14 protein-coding genes are annotated in these 18127 nt (G+C 68.0%); 8 read left to right on the forward strand and 6 right to left on the reverse strand.

What is annotated here, in order from left to right:
- Positions 1 to 100: 100 nt before the first annotated feature.
- Positions 101 to 1744, reverse strand: coding sequence for a glucose-6-phosphate isomerase (gene pgi / locus HQ325_RS06330; protein WP_222627382.1), 1644 nt, complete (start codon positions 1742 to 1744; stop codon positions 101 to 103).
- 205 nt (positions 1745 to 1949) lie between these two features.
- Here pgi and HQ325_RS06335 point away from each other — a divergent pair, with 205 nt between their 5' ends.
- Positions 1950 to 3431 carry an NAD-dependent succinate-semialdehyde dehydrogenase gene (locus HQ325_RS06335; RefSeq protein ID WP_222627384.1) on the forward strand — a complete coding sequence of 494 codons (1482 nt, stop codon included), beginning with the start codon at positions 1950 to 1952 and terminating at the stop codon, positions 3429 to 3431.
- 82 nt (positions 3432 to 3513) lie between these two features.
- Here HQ325_RS06335 and HQ325_RS06340 read toward each other — a convergent pair whose 3' ends face one another.
- Positions 3514 to 3840: a chorismate mutase gene (locus HQ325_RS06340; protein WP_222627386.1), complete on the reverse strand. Its 327-nt coding sequence runs from the start codon at positions 3838 to 3840 to the stop codon at positions 3514 to 3516.
- A gap of 297 nt (positions 3841 to 4137) precedes the next feature.
- Here HQ325_RS06340 and pcrA point away from each other — a divergent pair, with 297 nt between their 5' ends.
- A complete protein-coding gene (gene pcrA / locus HQ325_RS06345) occupies positions 4138 to 6600 on the forward strand; it encodes a DNA helicase PcrA (RefSeq protein WP_222627388.1) in 2463 nt (820 codons plus the stop codon).
- Between the two features lie 79 nt (positions 6601 to 6679).
- Here the strand turns inward: pcrA and HQ325_RS06350 are convergent, their stop codons facing one another.
- Positions 6680 to 7873 carry a M23 family metallopeptidase gene (locus HQ325_RS06350; RefSeq protein ID WP_261777702.1) on the reverse strand — a complete coding sequence of 398 codons (1194 nt, stop codon included), beginning with the start codon at positions 7871 to 7873 and terminating at the stop codon, positions 6680 to 6682.
- Between the two features lie 317 nt (positions 7874 to 8190).
- Between HQ325_RS06350 and HQ325_RS06355 the strand changes: the two genes are divergently transcribed.
- The 4 genes from HQ325_RS06355 to HQ325_RS06370 all read left to right on the forward strand — a co-directional run bounded on the left by HQ325_RS06355 (position 8191) and on the right by HQ325_RS06370 (position 13163).
- Entirely contained in the window at positions 8191 to 9843 is a 1653-nt protein-coding gene (locus HQ325_RS06355; RefSeq protein WP_222627392.1) for a hypothetical protein, read from the forward strand.
- A gap of 137 nt (positions 9844 to 9980) precedes the next feature.
- Positions 9981 to 11144, forward strand: a complete 1164-nt coding sequence (gene sucC, locus HQ325_RS06360; protein ID WP_222627394.1) for an ADP-forming succinate--CoA ligase subunit beta — start codon at positions 9981 to 9983, stop codon at positions 11142 to 11144.
- A gap of 14 nt (positions 11145 to 11158) precedes the next feature.
- The gene (sucD, locus tag HQ325_RS06365) at positions 11159 to 12061 is read left to right on the forward strand and encodes a succinate--CoA ligase subunit alpha (RefSeq protein ID WP_204866389.1); all 903 of its coding nucleotides are present in this window, start codon (positions 11159 to 11161) and stop codon (positions 12059 to 12061) included.
- A 94-nt stretch (positions 12062 to 12155) separates the two neighbouring features.
- The gene (locus tag HQ325_RS06370) at positions 12156 to 13163 is read left to right on the forward strand and encodes a zinc-binding alcohol dehydrogenase family protein (RefSeq protein ID WP_222627396.1); all 1008 of its coding nucleotides are present in this window, start codon (positions 12156 to 12158) and stop codon (positions 13161 to 13163) included.
- A 1-nt stretch (position 13164) separates the two neighbouring features.
- Here HQ325_RS06370 and HQ325_RS06375 read toward each other — a convergent pair whose 3' ends face one another.
- Entirely contained in the window at positions 13165 to 13530 is a 366-nt protein-coding gene (locus HQ325_RS06375; RefSeq protein ID WP_222627398.1) for a VOC family protein, read from the reverse strand.
- Positions 13531 to 13623: 93 nt separating this feature from the next.
- On the opposite strand from HQ325_RS06375, the gene HQ325_RS06380 reads away from it, so the two are divergent.
- Both HQ325_RS06380 and HQ325_RS06385 read left to right on the forward strand, forming a co-directional pair.
- On the forward strand, positions 13624 to 14589 hold the full coding sequence (locus HQ325_RS06380) for a YafY family protein (protein ID WP_222627400.1): 966 nt from the start codon (positions 13624 to 13626) through the stop codon (positions 14587 to 14589).
- Positions 14590 to 14801: 212 nt separating this feature from the next.
- Positions 14802 to 16229 carry an HNH endonuclease signature motif containing protein gene (locus HQ325_RS06385; RefSeq protein ID WP_222627402.1) on the forward strand — a complete coding sequence of 476 codons (1428 nt, stop codon included), beginning with the start codon at positions 14802 to 14804 and terminating at the stop codon, positions 16227 to 16229.
- 13 nt (positions 16230 to 16242) lie between these two features.
- Here HQ325_RS06385 and HQ325_RS06390 read toward each other — a convergent pair whose 3' ends face one another.
- Entirely contained in the window at positions 16243 to 16419 is a 177-nt protein-coding gene (locus tag HQ325_RS06390; protein WP_222627404.1) for a hypothetical protein, read from the reverse strand.
- Positions 16420 to 17149: 730 nt separating this feature from the next.
- Entirely contained in the window at positions 17150 to 18127 is a 978-nt protein-coding gene (locus HQ325_RS06395; protein WP_222627406.1) for a hypothetical protein, read from the reverse strand.

Below are 18127 nucleotides of genomic sequence, written 5' to 3' on the forward strand. Positions count from 1 at the left end.
CGATGTGTAACGCCCGGACGGGTGGCGGCGACATGGTGTGTGAGACCGTGCCGGTCCGTCAGACCCCCGACCCGACGGACCGGCACGGTCTCGCCGTACGTCAGCGTCCGCGTTCGCCGCGGTACCAGTCGATCAGGGCACTCGTCGACGAATCGAGGTCCGCCCCGGGGCCGTCCGCATCGGTCAGCACCGGCGTGAGCTCCTGCGCCTGGGTCTTGCCCAGCTCGACTCCCCACTGGTCGAACGAGTCGATACCGAAGATGACGCCCTCGACGAAGACCTGGTGTTCGTAGAGGGCGATCAGCTGACCGACCACCGACGGAGTGAGTTTCGGCGCGAGAATCGACGTCGACGGGCGGTTGCCCGGCATCACCTTGTGCGGCACGATGTCCGCGTCCGTGCCCTCGGCCGCGATCTCCTCCGCAGTCTTGCCGAACGCCAGCACCTTGGTCTGAGCGAAGTAGTTGCTCATCAGCAGGTCGTGCATGCTGCCCGTGCCGTCCGCGGTGGGGAGATCGTCCGTCGGCTCGGCGAAGCCGATGAAGTCCGCCGGCACCAGTCGTGTTCCCTGGTGCAGCAATTGGTAGAAGGCGTGCTGGCCGTTCGTTCCCGGTTCGCCCCAGAAGATCTCGCCGGTGTCCGTGGTGACGGGCGTTCCGTCCGCCCTGACCGACTTGCCGTTCGACTCCATGGTGAGCTGCTGCAGGTAGGCGGCGAACCGGTTCAGATCGTTCGAGTACGGCAGCACCGCGCGAGACTGCGCGCCGAAGAAGCTGGAGTACCAGACTCCCAGCGTGCCCAGCAGGATCGGCGCGTTGGACTCGAGCGGCGCCTCGCGGAAGTGCTGATCGATGAGGTGGAACCCCTTGAGGAAGTCCGCGAACGCCTCGCGGCCGACGGCGAGCATCACCGACAGGCCGATGGCGGAGTCGACCGAGTAGCGGCCGCCGACCCAGTCCCAGAAGCCGAACATGTTCGCGGTGTCGATGCCGAAGTCCGACACCTTCTCCGCGTTGGTGGACACCGCGACGAAGTGCTGGGCGACGGCGTCGTCACCGAGCGCGGCTGTGAGCCAGCGCCGGGCAGCCGTGGCGTTGGTGAGCGTCTCGAGCGTGCCGAAGGTCTTGGAGGCGACGATGAACAGCGTCGACGCCGGGTCCAGGTCGGCGAGTGTGCCGACCAGATCGGCAGGGTCGACGTTCGAGACGAACCGCGCCGAGATTCCGGCGTCGGCGTAGTGCCGCAGGGCCTGGTAGACCATCACCGGACCGAGGTCGGAGCCGCCGATCCCGATGTTGACGATGGTGCGGATCCGCTCACCGGTGGCGCCGGTCCACTCACCGGATCGCACCCGATCACTGAAATCGCCCATCCGCGTGAGGACCTCGTGCACGTCGGCCACCACGTCCTGGCCGTCGACCTCGAGCGACGCGTCCGACGGCAGACGCAGCGCGGTGTGCAGCACGGCCCGGTTCTCGGAGGTGTTGATGTGCTCACCGGCGAACATGGCGTCCCGCCGCCCGGTGACGTCCGCTGCCCGTGCGAGGTCGAGCAGCAGGTCGAGGGTCTGCCGCTCGACCCGGTGCTTGCTGTAGTCGATGTACAGGTCGCCCGCGGTGACGGTCAGCTCGCTCCCACGCGACGGATCGTCGGCGAAGAACTCACGGAGGTGGCGATCGGCCACGGCCTCGTGATGCGAGACGAGCTCGGTCCAGGCTTCGGTGCTCGTGATGTCGGCGCTCATGAGCCCTGACCCTAATCGCTGGGCACCCGAGCCGCTGAGACATGCCGACCGGCCTCCGGCCTGCCCGCTGACATGCCGACCGGCCTCCGGCCTGCCCGCTGACATGCGATCGCCTTGCAGGCGTGCGTGACGAGTCCGGCCCCACGGGGTAGACAGTCGGTACCACCGGGCGACCCGGCGAGCAGCGACGAGGAGTGCGAGAGACGTGAGCGAAGGAACGAGCAGCGCAGCGACGACCCGGGAGAAGGACCTGATCGCGTCCGTCCCCACGAAGTTGTGGATCGGGGGCAAGCAGGTCGACGCGGAGAACGGCGCCACGTTCCCGGTTCGGGACCCCTCGACGGGGGAGGTGCTCACCGAGGTCTCGGACGCGAGTCCCGCCGATGCGGCCCGCGCACTGGACGAGGCCGTCGCGGTGCAGAAGTCCTGGGCCGCCACCCCGGCGCGGCAGCGCGGCGAGATTCTGCGGGCGGTCTTCGAGTCGATCACCGAGCACGCGGACGACATCGCGTTGCTCATGACGCTCGAGATGGGCAAGGCCTTCGCCGAGAGCCAGGCCGAGGTGAAGTACGGCGGCGAGTTCTTCCGCTGGTTCTCCGAGGAGGCGGTCCGCATCGCGGGGCGGTACACGCCGGCGCCCGCGGGCAACGGCCGGATCCTGGTGACCAAGCAGCCCGTCGGCCCGGTGCTGGCGATTACGCCGTGGAACTTCCCGCTGGCCATGGGCACCCGCAAGATCGGGCCTGCGCTCGCGGCCGGGTGCACGATCCTGGTCAAGCCCGCGTCGGAGACTCCACTGACGATGCTCTATCTGGCGAAGCTCATCTCCGAGGCCGGGCTGCCCGAGGGTGTGCTGTCGGTACTGCCTACGTCGAAATCCAGCGCTGTCACCGGACCGCTGATCGACGATCCTCGACTGCGCAAGCTGACCTTCACCGGCTCCACCGAGGTGGGGCGGATGCTCGTGGAGAAGTCGTCGAAGAACCTGCTGCGGACGTCGATGGAGCTGGGCGGCAATGCGCCCTTCGTCGTGTTCGACGACGCGGACATCGACGCCGCCGTCGAGGGAGCGATGCTCGCCAAGATGCGCAACGGCGGTGAGGCCTGCACGGCCGCCAATCGGTTCCACGTGCAGAACTCGGTCAAGGACGAGTTCGTCGCCAAGGCGACCGAGAAGATGCGCGCCATGACGGTCGGGCGGGGCAGTGATCCGGACACGAAGCTCGGACCGCTGATCAACGAGGAGCAGCGTGACACGGTGGCCGAACTCGTCGACGACGCGGCGTCCAAGGGCGCGACCGTCGCGCTCGGCGGCTCTGCGGAGGACGGGCCGGGCTGGTTCTACCCCGCCACCGTGCTGACCGACGTTCCCGCTGACGCGCGAATCCTGAGCGAGGAGGTCTTCGGACCGGTGCTCGCGGTGCGCGGCTTCGAGACCGAGGAGGACGGCATCGCCGCGGCGAACGACACCGAGTTCGGTCTGGCTGCGTACATCTTCACGCGGGATCTCGACCGGGCACTGCGCGTGGCGGAGGCCGTGGAGACCGGCATGGTGGGTGTCAATCGCGGAGTGATATCCGACGCGGCCGCACCGTTCGGTGGGATCAAGGCGTCGGGATTCGGTCGCGAGGGCGGAAGCGAGGGGATCGAGGAGTATCTCGAGACCAAGTACATCGCCCTGCAGTGAGACGGTGAGGCAGTGATGCGGTGAGGCACGGGAACCGCCCCTCGTGTGGGCGGTTCCCGGTCGAGCTGGACGAGCGGTGGACTCAGTGTCCGAGGCGTCCGCGGCCCAGGCGGAGCAGGAGCATGGCCAGCGTGTGACCCTCCTGGCCGAGGTCGCTGAAACGCTGGAGGACCTTCATCTCGCGGCTGTGGACGAGGCGGGGTCCGCCCTGCGCCATGCGCGTCTGACCGATGGTGCGGGAGACCTCCGAGCGGCGCTTCACGGCGGCGAGGATCTCGGCATCGAGGCGGTCGATCTCCTTGCGGAGCTCGTCGATCTCGGCCTCGGACTTCGGCAGATTCGCGTCGTCGGCGTGATCGTTCGACTCGGACGACGTCGAACCCGTGGTGGTGTGAATCGCTGTGCTCATATCAACTCCTCGTGTCAGAACGTGTGTCGCTCTGCTCTCACGTTCTGTTACGTAGATTCCAAGAATTCTCGAGGACGCCACGAAATGCCTGGTCAGTGGGGTGGATGCGGTTTGCAAGGCGCCTACCGCGAGTCCGGGCCGGAGCAAGAGTATGCCCGTCCCGCACTCTGCGTAAAGAAGAAGCCGAGCGGTCTCGTCCGGTTCCGTCGTCCGAGTGCGTGTGTCACCGAGGGATTCGGCGCACACGGCTCGAGTGATGGTGTCGGTGTCGGTAGTCGCCGGTAATCTGGACGGACGATGAACACACAGTCACCCGCACGTGCCACCAGGTCCTCGGACCAGCTCCTCGAGGGCCTCAATCCCCAGCAGCGCGAGGCAGTGATGCACTCGGGGGGACCGTTGCTCATCGTGGCGGGCGCCGGTTCGGGCAAGACCGCCGTGCTGACCCGTCGGATCGCGTATCTCCTGGCGGAGAGAGATGTCACACCCGGCCAGGTCCTCGCGATCACGTTCACCAACAAGGCCGCGGCGGAGATGCGGGAGCGCGTCGTCCAGTTGGTCGGGCCGCGGGCCAACTTCATGTGGGTGAGCACGTTCCACTCGAGCTGTGTGCGGATCCTCCGCAGCCAGGCCGCGTTGCTCCCCGGCCTCAACTCCAACTTCTCGATCTACGACGCGGACGATTCGCGTCGGCTGCTCACGATGATCGGCAAGGATCTGCAGCTCGATCCGAAGAAGTTCTCGTCGCGTCTGCTGGCGACGCAGATCTCCAATCTGAAGAACGAGCTGATCGATCCGGATCAGGCCGTCGCCGACGCGGAGAAGGAGCCGGCGGAGCTGCCGGCGGTCATCGCCAAGGTCTACGGCCACTACCAGCAGCGTCTGCGGGCGGCCAACGCGTTCGACTTCGACGATCTCATCGGTGAGACGGTGGCGCTGCTGCAGAGCCATCCGGACGTCGCCGAGTACTACCGTCGCCGCTTCCGTCATGTTCTCGTCGACGAGTACCAGGACACCAACCATGCGCAGTACATGCTGGTGCGCGAGCTGGTGGGCACCGGATCGACGTCGGCGGGCGACGTCGCGGCGGTTCCCCCGAGCGAGCTGTGCGTGGTGGGCGATGCGGACCAGTCGATCTACGCGTTCCGCGGCGCGACCATCCGCAACATCGAGGAGTTCGAGCGCGACTATCCGGACGCGCGGACCATCCTGCTCGAGCAGAACTACCGGTCCACCCAGACCATCCTGGCGGCCGCCAACGCCGTCATCGCGCGCAACACCAATCGCCGTGACAAGCGGCTGTGGACGGACACCGGCGACGGCGATCCCATCATCGGCTACGTGGCGGACAACGAGCACGACGAGGCCAAGTTCGTGGCGTCGGAGATCGATCGGCTGGTCGACGGCACCGACTACAAGTACTCCGACGTCGCGGTGTTCTACCGGACCAACAACTCCTCGCGCGCGCTCGAGGAGATCTTCATCCGCCTCGGTCTGCCCTACAAGGTGGTGGGCGGCGTGCGCTTCTACGAGCGCAAGGAGGTGCGCGACGTGGTCGCCTACCTGCGCGTGCTGGCCAATCCGGACGACACGGTGAGCATGCGGCGCATTCTCAACACCCCGCGCCGTGGGATCGGCGATCGTGCCGAGGCCTGTGTCGCCGTGCACGCCGAGCGGAAGAACATCAGCTTCAACGCCGCGCTCCTCGATGCCGCGGCCGGTTCCGTGGCGCTGCTCAACACACGAGCGCAGAACGCCATCGCGTCGTTCATGGAGATGATCGGCGAGCTGAGGGCCACCATGAACGCCACCGATGCCGACGGCAACGACGTCGCGGACATCGGCGACATCGTCGAGGCGGTGCTCGACCGGACGCGGTACCGGGCCGAACTCGAGGCCAGCTCGGATCCCCAGGACGGCGCTCGCCTCGACAACCTCAACGAACTGGTCAGCGTGGCCCGCGAGTTCAGCGCCGACGCGCGCAACCTGCAGGGCATCGAGGATCTCGAGGTGGGGGTCGATATCAACGCCGACCTCGACGTCGCGTCCGCAGAACCCGAGGACACCGACGGTGTCGCCGAGCCGGGTTCGCTCGCGGCCTTCCTCGAGCGGGTCTCGCTGGTGGCCGACACCGACCAGATCCCGGACAACGGCGACGGCGTCGTCACACTCATGACGCTGCACACGGCCAAGGGACTCGAGTTTCCGGTCGTGTTCGTCACCGGGTGGGAGGACGGCCAGTTCCCGCACATGCGAGCGCTCGGCGATCCTGCCGAGCTGTCCGAGGAGCGTCGACTCGCCTACGTGGGCATCACGCGTGCGCGGCACCGGCTCTACCTCACTCGCGCGATCATGCGGTCGGCGTGGGGGCAACCCATCAACAACCCCGAATCGCGCTTCCTGCAAGAGGTTCCGCAGCATCTCATCGACTGGAAACGGGAGGACCCGGGAGTCGGCGGCGGGTTCGGTTCCAGTGGAGGCGCCGGGCGCCAGCGCGATTGGACGTCGAACCCCCGTGGTGGATGGTCCGGTGGGTCGTCGTCGCCGTCGGCCACGCCGACACCCAGCTTCGGCAAGGCCCGGTCCAACAACACCCTGACGCTCGCCGTGGGTGATCGCGTGAGCCACGACAAGTACGGTCTCGGGACCGTTGTCGAGTCCGAGGGATCAGGTCAGCGTGCGATGGTGCTGATCGACTTCGGCACGTCCGGTCGCGTCAAGATGATGCTCATCGGCGGAGTGCCGATGACCAAGCTGTAAGAGGGCACGGAAGAAAGGTCCGGCGCCACCGTGCATGACGGTGGCGCCGGACCTTCGACGTGTGTGGAGGTCTGGGACCTCAGTCGCGCTCGGGGCCGAGAGCGATACCGCGGGACGCCAACCAGGGGAGCGGGTCGATCTTGCTGTCGCCCGTGAGGTGGACCTCGAAGTGGAGGTGCGGGCCGGTCGACTGGCCGCGGTTGCCCATCTTGGCGATCTCGTCGCCGGCCATGACCGTCTGGCCGACCTGGACCTCGGACGAATCGATGTGGCCGTAGACGGTGATGGTGCCGTCGGCGTGCTGCAGCCGGACCCACAGTCCGAAGCCGGCCGCGGGGCCCGAGTCGATGACGGTGCCGTCGGCCACCGCGTACACCGGTGTGCCGATGGCGTTGGCGATGTCCACGCCGGCGTGCAGCGTGCCCCACCGCGAGCCGAAGCCGGAGGTGTAGGTGCCGAGCGCGGGCAGTGCGAACAAGGGACGCCGTGCGGCGGCCTCGCGAGCCTCGCGCTCCTCGCTGAAGCGCTGACCCTTGGCCAGGAGCTCCGAGAACTGGCCCAGATCGACCGGTGCCGCGATGTTGAGGATCTGTGGTGCCGCGGACGTGGAAGGGGCCGTGACGGGCGCTCCGGTCGACGTCGCGGTGGGTACCGAGTCGACGTGCGCGGCCGGCTGGCCGACCACGATGCCGGCGGCGGTGGAGCTGTCCACGATTCCTGCGGACGCGGCGGCTGCTGGTGCCTGACCCGCGGCGAGGGCGTACTCGGAGGTCTCGGTGCGCTCGGCGGGCTGCGCGTTGTCGATCGCGGCCTGTCCTGCAGCGACGACGGCACCTGCGGCGACGGCGACGACGGCGACTCGACCCTTGAGGGCGGACGGCGGAGCGGGGATGCGATGAGCGCCGCTGCGCTTGACGGCGATCTCGTCCGCGATGGCAGCGGAGGTCACCGACGGCGCAGCTCCGGCCGGAGCGGAGACGAGGAAGGACGTCGCCGGCACCGAGCGGCGGCGGCGCGTGGACGCGTCGCCGACGGCGGTCGGGGTGTAGGCGGGTGCGGACGCCACGTAGTCACTGGACTCGTGCGCGCGGTCCCAGGGGGACGACGCTGCGTCGGTCGTGAGGGCTTCGAAGGGGCCGGTGTCGGTCAGGTGACCGTCTGCCGGCGTCAGCACGGTGGTGTCGTGCTCGAACTGCTGTGAATCGAACCGACTGTCATCGATGTCGTCCGAGACGAAGCGTGAGCGTGTGAACGGAGTTCGGTGGTGCTGCAAGACCTGCCGTCCTCCTGATTCGTGACCTACCCGTGATGTGGAACCTCGTGGACGGTAACGAAATGGTCGCGGCGGGCGCAAGCCAAACGGCGTCTCGGGTCATATATGTGAGGTGGCTCACAAGGTGTCCTGGGTTTACTCGAGGACGAGTCCCGACTCCGATCCCGCACACCGGTGATCTTCCTGTGATCGGAGCGGGCGGCATCACGATCGGCGGACACGAGGACCGGATACCGTTCGTCATCGTGACACAGCCGACATCCGCTGGCCTTCGTCCCTCTGGTTCTACGTCCGACCCCGTTCAGCTCGGTGCCCGGGTGCTCGGAGTCGTCGGAGCGCTGGCGGTGGCCGCCGCTCCGTACGTGCCCGTCGTCGGCGGCGCCGACGTGGGCACCCCGGTGCGGGGCGCGGCCGTCGTCTCGACGTCGCTGTGGGCGGCGATCGCGCTGGTGCTCCTGACGCGCGCGACCCGGCCGTCCACCCTGTCGGTCCTCGCGACACTGGGCGCCGTCGCGCTGGGGTCGATCGTGGCCGATGTCCAGTTGTTCGTCGGAGCGATCGACGCCGACCGGCTGGAGCTGTTCCGCCCCGTCTCGGCCGCCGCGCTGAAGGCGGGCCCCGGTGCGGTGGTGGTGACGCTCGGACACGCGCTCGTCGTCGTCGCCGGGGTGCTCGCGACACTCGCGCTCGCGCGGTCGGTGGAGTGGGACGATCTCGACGAGGATCCCGTCGCGCGCCGGTCGGCGTCGGCCGTGGTCGCCGCGGGTGTCCTCGGCGCTCTCGCCCTCGCCGCCTCGTTCCTCCTGCCCGCGTACGTGAGCACCGATGCCGTCGTTCTCGCTCCGGCACCGGTCGCAGGACCTGTCGCGTCGGCTCTCGGCGGTGGACTGTCCGCGGTCGCCGTGTTGGTGGGCGTGGCCTACGCGTTCTCGTCGACCAGCAGGTCCGCGGCGGTGGGAGCACTGACCGGTGTGGTCGCGGCGTCGGCGACCGTCGTCGGCGTCCGCCTGGCTGCCGCGCTCGGGGCGGGCGACCGCATCGATCTCGGCATGGGCACGGTCGTCGGTGTCGGCGGGATCGCCGTCCTCGGCGTGGTCACGCTGGCGACTGCGCGCTCCGACCGTGCGCCCTCCACGACATCTGTGCCCCGGCTCGCGCGGTCCGCCGCTTTCTCGGACTCGACGCGGCGGCACGTCGTCGCGGGCGCGGTGACCGTCCTGACGGGCGTCGCCCTCGGTGTCGGCGCCGTCCTGCCGCTCCTCGACGTCTCGACCGGTGCCGTCCCGACGGTGGTGGGCGATCGGGCGGTGGCCGCCTACGCCGTCGTGACCGTCGTCGGCGGCGTGCTGTTGCTGTTCTCGGAGTTCGCCGCCGCGGTGCGGCCGGCGGTGCCGCTGATCGTCACGGGCCATCTGGCGCTCGCGGCCGCGGTGTTGCAGGCGCTCGTGCTGGGGGTCGGTATCGAGGGCGTCTCCGTCGGCGCGGGCGGCTGGCTGCTGGTTGCCGGAACGGTGCTCGGTCTGCTGACGCTGGTGCTCGTCGCCTCCGCGGGTGCCTCGGAGCGGGACGGCGTCGACACCAGTGATCTGGCCGGGGCCTCGCGTCCTCTCGGGGCCGCGCTGGCCGTCGCGGCCGGTATCGCCGCCGTGGGTCTGCTTCTGCCGCAGTACGACGTGGGCGGCGAGACCGGCGGCTGGATCGGCGCGCTGCCGTGGGGGTGGGACGTGTGGGGGCGGCTGGCCTTGGTGGCCGCCGTGCTGGTCGGCGCCGCCGTCGCGGCACGTGCTCGGGCGTCGCGCGCCGCGGCGCTCCAGGTCGGTTCCGCGGTGGCTCTGGCGGGTGTCGCGCTGAGCCCGATCCTCGGCTGCGCGGGCCCCGGCGTGACGGCGTCGTCGGGGGCCTTCGTGACGGCTGTCGGCGCTGCGGCATCGGCGCTGGTGACGGCGGGATTTTTTCGTACTGGCGAGTAGGTGTCGGCGCAGGTCGGTGATCTGAACCACAAGTTCGACGGGCTGTCGATCAGGCCTCTCGGTGGAAAGTTACAGTCGCAAGTCGGACCCGCTCCTACCCCTCGAGCGGGCGTCAACGCAGACGAGATGGTGAGCTGATGGATCTCTTCGAATACCAGGCGAAGGAACTCTTCGCCAAGCACGAGGTTCCGACGTCGGCAGGACGTGTCACCGACACGGTTGCCGGTGCACGACAGATTGCCGAAGAAATCGGTAAGCCCGTCATGGTCAAGGCCCAGGTGAAGGTCGGCGGCCGCGGCAAGGCCGGCGGCGTGAAGTACTCCAAGGACGTCGCCGAGGCCGAGGCGAACGCGGAAGCGATCCTCGGACTCGACATCAAGGGCCACGTCGTCAAGAAGCTCCTCGTCGCCGAGGCCAGCGACATCGCGGAGGAGTACTACATCTCCTTCCTGCTCGACCGCACGAACCGCACGTACCTGGCGATGTGTTCCGTCGAGGGTGGTGTCGAGATCGAGGTCACCGCCGAGGAGAACCCCGACGCGCTCGCCCGCATCCCCGTCGACGCCGTCAAGGGTGTCGACCTCGCCTTCGCGCGTGAGATCGCCGAGGCCGGCAAGCTTCCCGCCGAGGTGCTCGACGCCGCGGCCAACACGATCCAGAAGCTGTGGGACGTCTTCATCAAGGAAGACGCGCTGCTCGTCGAGGTCAACCCCCTCGTGCGCACGCCGGACGACCAGATCCTCGCCCTCGACGGCAAGGTCACCCTGGACGCCAACGCGGACTTCCGTCAGAAGGGCCACGCCGAGTTCGAGGACGCCGACGCGGCGGACCCACTCGAGGCGAAGGCGAAGGAGAACGACCTCAACTACGTCAAGCTCGACGGACAGGTCGGCATCATCGGAAACGGTGCCGGACTGGTCATGTCGACCCTCGACGTCGTCGCGTACGCCGGCGAGGCGCACGGTGGCGTCAAGCCCGCCAACTTCCTCGACATCGGCGGCGGCGCCTCGGCCGAGGTCATGGCCGCAGGCCTCGACGTCATCCTCGGCGACTCGCAGGTCAAGAGCGTGTTCGTCAACGTCTTCGGCGGCATCACCGCGTGCGACGCGGTCGCCAACGGCATCGTCGGCGCCCTGAAGACGCTGGGCGACACCGCCTCCAAGCCGCTGGTCGTCCGCCTGGACGGCAACAAGGTCGAAGAAGGCCGGAAGATTCTCGCCGATGCTGCGCACCCGTTGGTGACACTGGCCGAGACCATGGACGAAGGCGCCGACAAGGCCGCCGAGCTGGCTGCGAAGTAGAGGGCACCGAAACTATGTCTATTTTCCTGAACAAGAACAACAAGGTCATCGTCCAGGGCATCACCGGCGGCGAGGGCACCAAGCACACCGCCCTGATGCTCAAGGCCGGCACGCAGGTCGTCGGCGGCGTCAACGCTCGCAAGGCCGGAACCACGGTGAAGCACACCGCAGCCGACGGTTCCGATGTCGAGCTCCCCGTCTTCGGCTCCGTCGCCGAGGCCATGGAGAAGACCGGCGCGGACGTCTCCATCGCGTTCGTCCCGCCGGCGTTCTCCAAGGACGCCATCGTCGAGGCCATCGACGCCGAGATCCCGCTGCTCGTCGTCATCACCGAGGGAATCCCGGTGCAGGACAGCGCGTACGCGTGGGCCTACAACGTCGAGAAGGGCAAGAAGACCCGCATCATCGGGCCGAACTGCCCCGGCATCATCACCCCCGGCGAGGCTCTGGTCGGCATCACGCCCGCCAACATCGCCGGCAAGGGACCCATCGGCCTCGTCTCGAAGTCGGGCACCCTGACCTACCAGATGATGTTCGAGCTCCGTGACTTCGGTTTCTCCACCGCCATCGGCATCGGCGGCGACCCGGTCATCGGCACCACGCACATCGACGCCATCGAGGCGTTCGAGAACGACCCCGACACCGAGATCATCGTCATGATCGGCGAGATCGGTGGCGACGCCGAAGAGCGTGCGGCCGACTACATCAAGGCGCACGTCACCAAGCCCGTCGTCGGTTACGTCGCCGGCTTCACCGCTCCCGAGGGCAAGACCATGGGCCACGCCGGCGCCATCGTCTCCGGCTCGCTGGGAACGGCGCAGGCCAAGAAGGACGCCCTCGAGGCGGCCGGTGTGAAGGTCGGCAAGACGCCGTCCGAGACTGCGGCCCTCGCGCGCGAGATCCTCGAGAAGAAGTAGTCACTCTCTTCTCTCACACGAGGGAGGCCGGTTTCCCGCTCGGGAAGCCTGCCTCCCTCGTGTCGTTCCGGGGGGGGGGGGCTACCGTCGAGGTATGAGCATTCCCGCGACTCACTCCGCCATCGTCTCCACGGAACCCGGCTCCGTCGACGCCGACCCGTCGTTCGTGCAGATCGAGCGAGAGACCCCCTCTCCCAACGGCTTCGACATCCTCGTGCGTGTCGACGCGGTCTCCGTCAATCCGGTGGACACGAAGGTTCGTAGCTCCTTCGACTCGTCGGACGGCCCCAAGATCCTCGGCTTCGACGCCGTCGGCGAGGTCGTCGCGGTGGGGTCCGATGCCCGGGAGTACTCGCCTGGTGACCGAGTGTTCTATGCAGGATCGATCGCCCGGGACGGCAGCAATGCCGAGTACCAGCTCGTCGACGAGCGGATCGTCGGCCACGCACCGTCGTCGCTGTCCGCCGCGGACGCCGCGGCCGTGCCGCTGACCGCCATCACCGCGTGGGAATCGCTGTTCGTCCGACTCGGGCTCGGAAAGAACAGCACCGGAACACTTCTCGTGATGGGAGCCGCCGGCGGTACCGGGTCGATGATCATCCAGCTCGCCCGGGCACTGACCTCGCTCACCGTCGTGGCCGCGGCATCCCGCGGCGAATCCCGTGACTGGGCAACGGAGATGGGCGCACACCACGTCGTGGATCGGCACTCTCTCGTGGACGAGGTCGGTGCCCTGGCGCCGGACGGCGTCGAGTACGTGTTCTCCCCGTTCTCCGAGGGCAACGTCGACGCCTACGCCGCGGTGATGGCGGTGCACGGGCAGGTCGTCGCGATCGACGATCCGGTCGGCCTCGATCTGATGCCGCTGAAGGCGAAGAGCCAGACCTGGCACTGGGAGCTGATGTTCACGGTGCCGTTGTCGTTGCCCGAGAGCACATCTCAGCGCGCCATCCTCGACGAGGTTTCCCGCCTGATCGACGACGGGACGTTGCGGAGCACCCGCACCACCACGCTGTCGCCTCTCGACGTGGACACCCTGCGGGACGCGCATCGACGGGTGGAAAGCGGTGGCACCATCGGCAAGGTCGTGGTCGTTCGGTAGATCAGTCGATCGGCGAGACCCTGATGAGGTTGCCGTCGGGGTCGCTGACCACGAATGTGCGGCCGAAGACCGCGTCGTACGGCTTCTCGACGACACGGACTCCCTTCGAGACCCAGTTCGCGAAGACCTCGTCGACGGCAGACGCCGGCCCCGGAACCATCAGTCCGACCTCGGTCGTGCGTGGAGTGTCCGGGGCCACGTGCTCGCTGTAGCCGGTCCACAGCGCGAACAACACGCCGGGGGCTACCTGGAAAGCGACATAGTGGGGACTGGTGAAGGTCGGTTCGATCTCGAACACGTCGCTGTAGAAGCTGGTAGCGGTCTCGGCGTCGCGGACGCCGATCAGGAACAGGTTCGGTGCGGGCACAGGAGCTCCTCGACTCGGTGAATTTTCGGTACCGGCACAGTGGACCGGCCTATCACGACAGAACCTGTCACCTTTTCTGTGAAGATCGGACGCATGAAGGCCTCCCGATTGCTGCACCTCTTGCTGTTGCTGCAGACCCGCCAACGCATCACCACCACGGAGCTGGCCGCGCGTCTGGAAGTATCGCGGCGGACCGTGCTGCGGGACGTCGAGGCGCTCTCGGCAGCAGGAGTGCCTGTGTATGCCGAACGTGGCCGCAGCGGTGGAATCGTCCTACTCCCCGGTGCGCGGCTCAACGCGTCCCACCTGGAACCACCGGAGTTGGAAGCCCTTTCTCTGGCGGGTCTGGACAACACGCAACGTGAGCGCATGGGCTTGTCGGCGATGTGGGAGTCGGCAGCACGCAAGATCGCCGCCCGCCAGGCCGCGACATCCACGGGCACGAGCCCACTGCGACTGGCGGACCTCGTGCTGGTGGACAGCACCCCGTGGTTCGCCGAATCGGAAGCAGCGGTCGACGTCGCCGATCTGGCATCGGCCCTGCAGGACCGACGCCGATTGCGAATCCGATACCGGCGGAGCGCCGAGAGTGAAGCCTCAACGTGTGTGGTCGATCCGTACGGGATCGTGGCGAAGTCCGGCCGCTGGTATCTCGTCGCCGACCACCGAGCAGATGGCCGACTGTTCTCTCTGGACCGACTCGCGGCTTTCGAACAACTCGACGTGCCAGTCTCTCTTCGACCCGGAGAAACCCTCCGCACCACATGGGCCGCGTTGAAGGAACGCACCGAGGGTCGAGGTCATGTGAGCGTGACCTTTCGCCTGCCGGAACGCGGCCTCGACTTGGCGCGGCGCATCCTCGGGACACGCATCCACGATGTATCCGATCCGGAGAACGGAACGTGCATCGTCGTCGTCGGCTACCCCGACATCGAGTCGGTGCGTCAACTGCTGCAATTCGGCGACCACATCGAGGTCCTCGCCCCAGAGGCGGCCCGCACACGCATCAGCCAACTCGCGAAGGTCCTGGCCGAAACACACTCACCCCCATCCAGTTGACCGCCGGCCGGCCGTGTTGCTCGGGCACGGAATGTGGTGGCCGAAGGGCGATCTGCGCTCACTGTCCGCGCATGTATCGACGGCTGTAACCGATCGAGGAGCTGGAGCGCGCATCCGACGGCGTGACCCGAAAGCGTGTCGGTGGGGTGGGTTACTGTCTGGTCAGGTCGTCGGGGGGCGGTCTGATCGGGGCATCACCGGGGGGTGAATTCGTGTACGACACAGTGGGTTCGACGGATCTATTGGTGTCGTCGAAGGTGGACGCTCAGGCGTCGTTCGCCCGGACCGTGTCGGCGTCGTGTGCGTACGTACAGGAGTCGTCGCGTCGGCCGGCGGTGCTGGGGCCGGGTGGGGTGTTCGATGCCGAGGCTGCTGAGACCTGTGCGGTGGCGGAGGTCGCGGCGGCGCTGTCGGTGTCGACGCGCACGGTCACCGAGTGGCTGTTCCTGACCCGCACCGCGCATCCTGCGGTGACGGAAGCGTTCGACGCGGGCCGGTTGGCGTATGCGGCGTTCCGGACGGTGTGCCGATCGGTGGCCGGGATCCCGAACGCCACCGAAGCACTGCTGCAGCGGGTGATCGCTGCCGCGGCGAGGTGCACTCCGGGTGCAGTCGCCGCGGCGGTCGACCGGATCCTCGCGGAGTTCGACGCGCAGTGGTACCGGAAAGCCCGTGAACGAGCGGCGTCGGAGCGCGCAGCGACGGTGCGCACGCGCCCTCGGGGTCAGGCGGAGCTGACGATTCGTGGTTCGGCGGAGCAGGTCGCCGCGATGTGGCGGATGATCGTGTCGGCGGCGCGTGGGGTGTGCGCGACGGATCCGCGGCCGCTGCCGGCGCGCTTGTTCGATGCGGCTCACGCGGTGCTCGCCGGCGGAGCTGTCGCGTGTGAATGTGCTGATCAGGACTGCGAACGGCGGGAGACGGTGTCCTGTACCGAGGCCACTGCGGTGATCGTGCTCGATGCGGCCACGGCGGCGGGGTTGGCGGGGGAGCCGGGTCATCTCGTCGGCTGGGGTCCGGTCCCGGCCGACACTGCCCGGAGGATCGCCGAGGATGCGACGTGGCAGGCGATGATCACCGAGGCGCGTGAGAGCCCGCCGGGCGGGTGTGGGTGCCGGTGTCCTGAGCACGATCCCGATCTCGAGGATGCTGAGCGCGAGGTTCGACGCACCCGACGCATGCCCGCAGGCTGGACATCGACGAGGGGGAAACTGGGCAGCACGACAGCCCGGAAAGTCAGGGAGCAGGTCGAGTACCTTCGCGCGCTCCCACCATCAGCACTCGACCGTGCCGTCGCCAACCCCGACGGGCACGGCGGCTTCGCCGTACCCCCGACGGGTGCGTTGACGTACCGGCCGTCCGAGGCGATCGCCGCCCTGGTGACAGCCCTGTATCCGACGTGCATCCATCCGGGGTGTGCTGTGCCCAGCGAGGACTGCGACCTCGACCACGTCGTCCCGTTCGACCACACCGACCCCACGAGAGGTGGATGGACCGTGACCGGCAACCTCACGCCGCTGTGCCGCCGGCACCACGGCCTGAAGACCCGTCGGCAATGGCACCACCGCATGCTCCGCGATGGCATCGTCCACATCCGCGACTCGCGGGGGAACGACTACCTCACCGCTCCCGGCGACTGAGCGAAGGGGAGTATCAAGCGACCGAATGAGTGAGCGTTCCGACGTATTTGCCGGACAGCAGCGTGGACGGCAGGGGTAGGGACACGGTGTAGTTCCAGTTTGTGAGACACGCCAGCGTCGGGAGCAGACCCGTCGGAGATTTCTTCACTTCTCGGGGCGTCGAGTCGAGCGTGACAGTGGTGGCCGGCATGGGGCTCAACCCGATCAAGCAGCTCGACTGGGCCGCGCTGTACGAGCCGCCGCTGACGGTGACAGCGGAACTTGCTGGTTGCGTGACCGTCAACGGGCTGAGAGACACCGAGGCGACCCAGGAACCGATGCCACTCGTGATCGATGCGTTCCCGGCGCCGACCCATGTGGTGCCGGGCGAAGGGGTCCCCGGACCGACCAAAGTCACGGTACCGAGAATGATTCCTACACCGGCCGCTGCAACTGCTGCCCGTTGCCGCGGAGCAGTTGTCGTGGGGATGGCGAAGGTCGTCGGGATCAGATCGACGGTCGTGACCGTGTCCGTGGTGGTCGGCGAGACCTGTGTCGTCGGTACGGCAGTGCTCGTGATCGGTACGGCAGTGGTCGTGATCGGTACGGCAGTGGTCGTGATCGGTACGGCAGTGGTCGTGATCGGTACGGCAGTGGTCGTGATCGGTACGGCAGTGGTCGTGATCGGTACGGCAGTGGTCGTGATCGGTACAGCAGCAGTTGTGATCGGAACGGCAGCAGTTGTCGTGACGGACGGGTCGGTGGTGACCGGGAGGCACGTCGGCGCGGGTGTGGTCGTGACGACATCGGTCGGGGGCGCCTCGGTTGTCGTCGTGATGACCGAGCAGGGATCGATGTCCTGTGCCCCGGCCGTCGGTGCAGCGATCGACATTGCCACAGCGAGGATCACGACGGCTACAAGTGTCGGTGCGTACCTCATGTCAGGTACTCGTCCGCGCCCTGCTTCGCAGGACGAGAGCCAGCGCGACAGCGAGAGCAATGACCACGGCCGCCACCACGATCCAGATCCACGCCGGTGTGCCACTGCTCGATGCCGATAGCTGTTGTGCGTCAGCGGTGCCGGAATCGGGGAACGTAACCTGGCCGCTTCCGTCGCGGCTCACACGGCCGCTCGTCACGGTGACGTCGGCGGTCCACGGACCCGCGGGTAGCGCGGCATCGAGCGCAACGGTGACCGTCCCGCTCGTGCCGGGCGCTATGGACCCTCCGGATCCGGTCGCCGGGGCAGCACTGATACCGCCGGGGCCGCCGGACAGTGTCACCGATGCGGAGGGGTCGAGCGCCCGCCCACCGGTGTTGTCGACGCCGATGGTGACTTCCGGCGCACCTGTCGTGGATCGGCCGGCAGTCACGGTGGTCACCGCGAAGTCTTCCGGCGGGCCGTTCCCGGCTCCTACGGACAAGTACGTTCGGATGCCGACCCGTGACACCGTCGATATCCCGCCGGAACCGGGTGCGCCGCTCACCTCTGCCCACACGACTGCGTACCGCTCGGCTTCGGTCGCGTCCGGCGGGACCGAGACGGACACGAGTCCCTCGGTGGAGCCACCTGACGGTACGACCACCTCGGACGGCGTCACCGTCATCCAGGACGTCAGCTCGTTCGGTGCGGCACCGTCCGCGAAGGTGAAGCCGCTGTCCGGCGTGATGTCGGCCGCGCCGACGTACATGCGGACGGACGCCTCCGCGCCGGTGTCGTTGGTGACTTCGAACCGTCGGTCGATCAGAGTTCCCGGCGGCAAATTGTCGACGATGTACGACAAGGCACGGGGATCGTCCTCCAGCGCGACGGGCGCTTCGAGCAACCGGATCCCGATGCCCGTGGACCCGTCCGGCGTCGGCTGAGCGACAGCGGGGGGCCCGGCGAGGACGGAGGCGAACGACAGAAGCGTCAGCAC

This window comes from Rhodococcus sp. BP-349 (assembly GCF_019835845.1).
GTDB lineage: Bacteria > Actinomycetota > Actinomycetes > Mycobacteriales > Mycobacteriaceae > Rhodococcoides.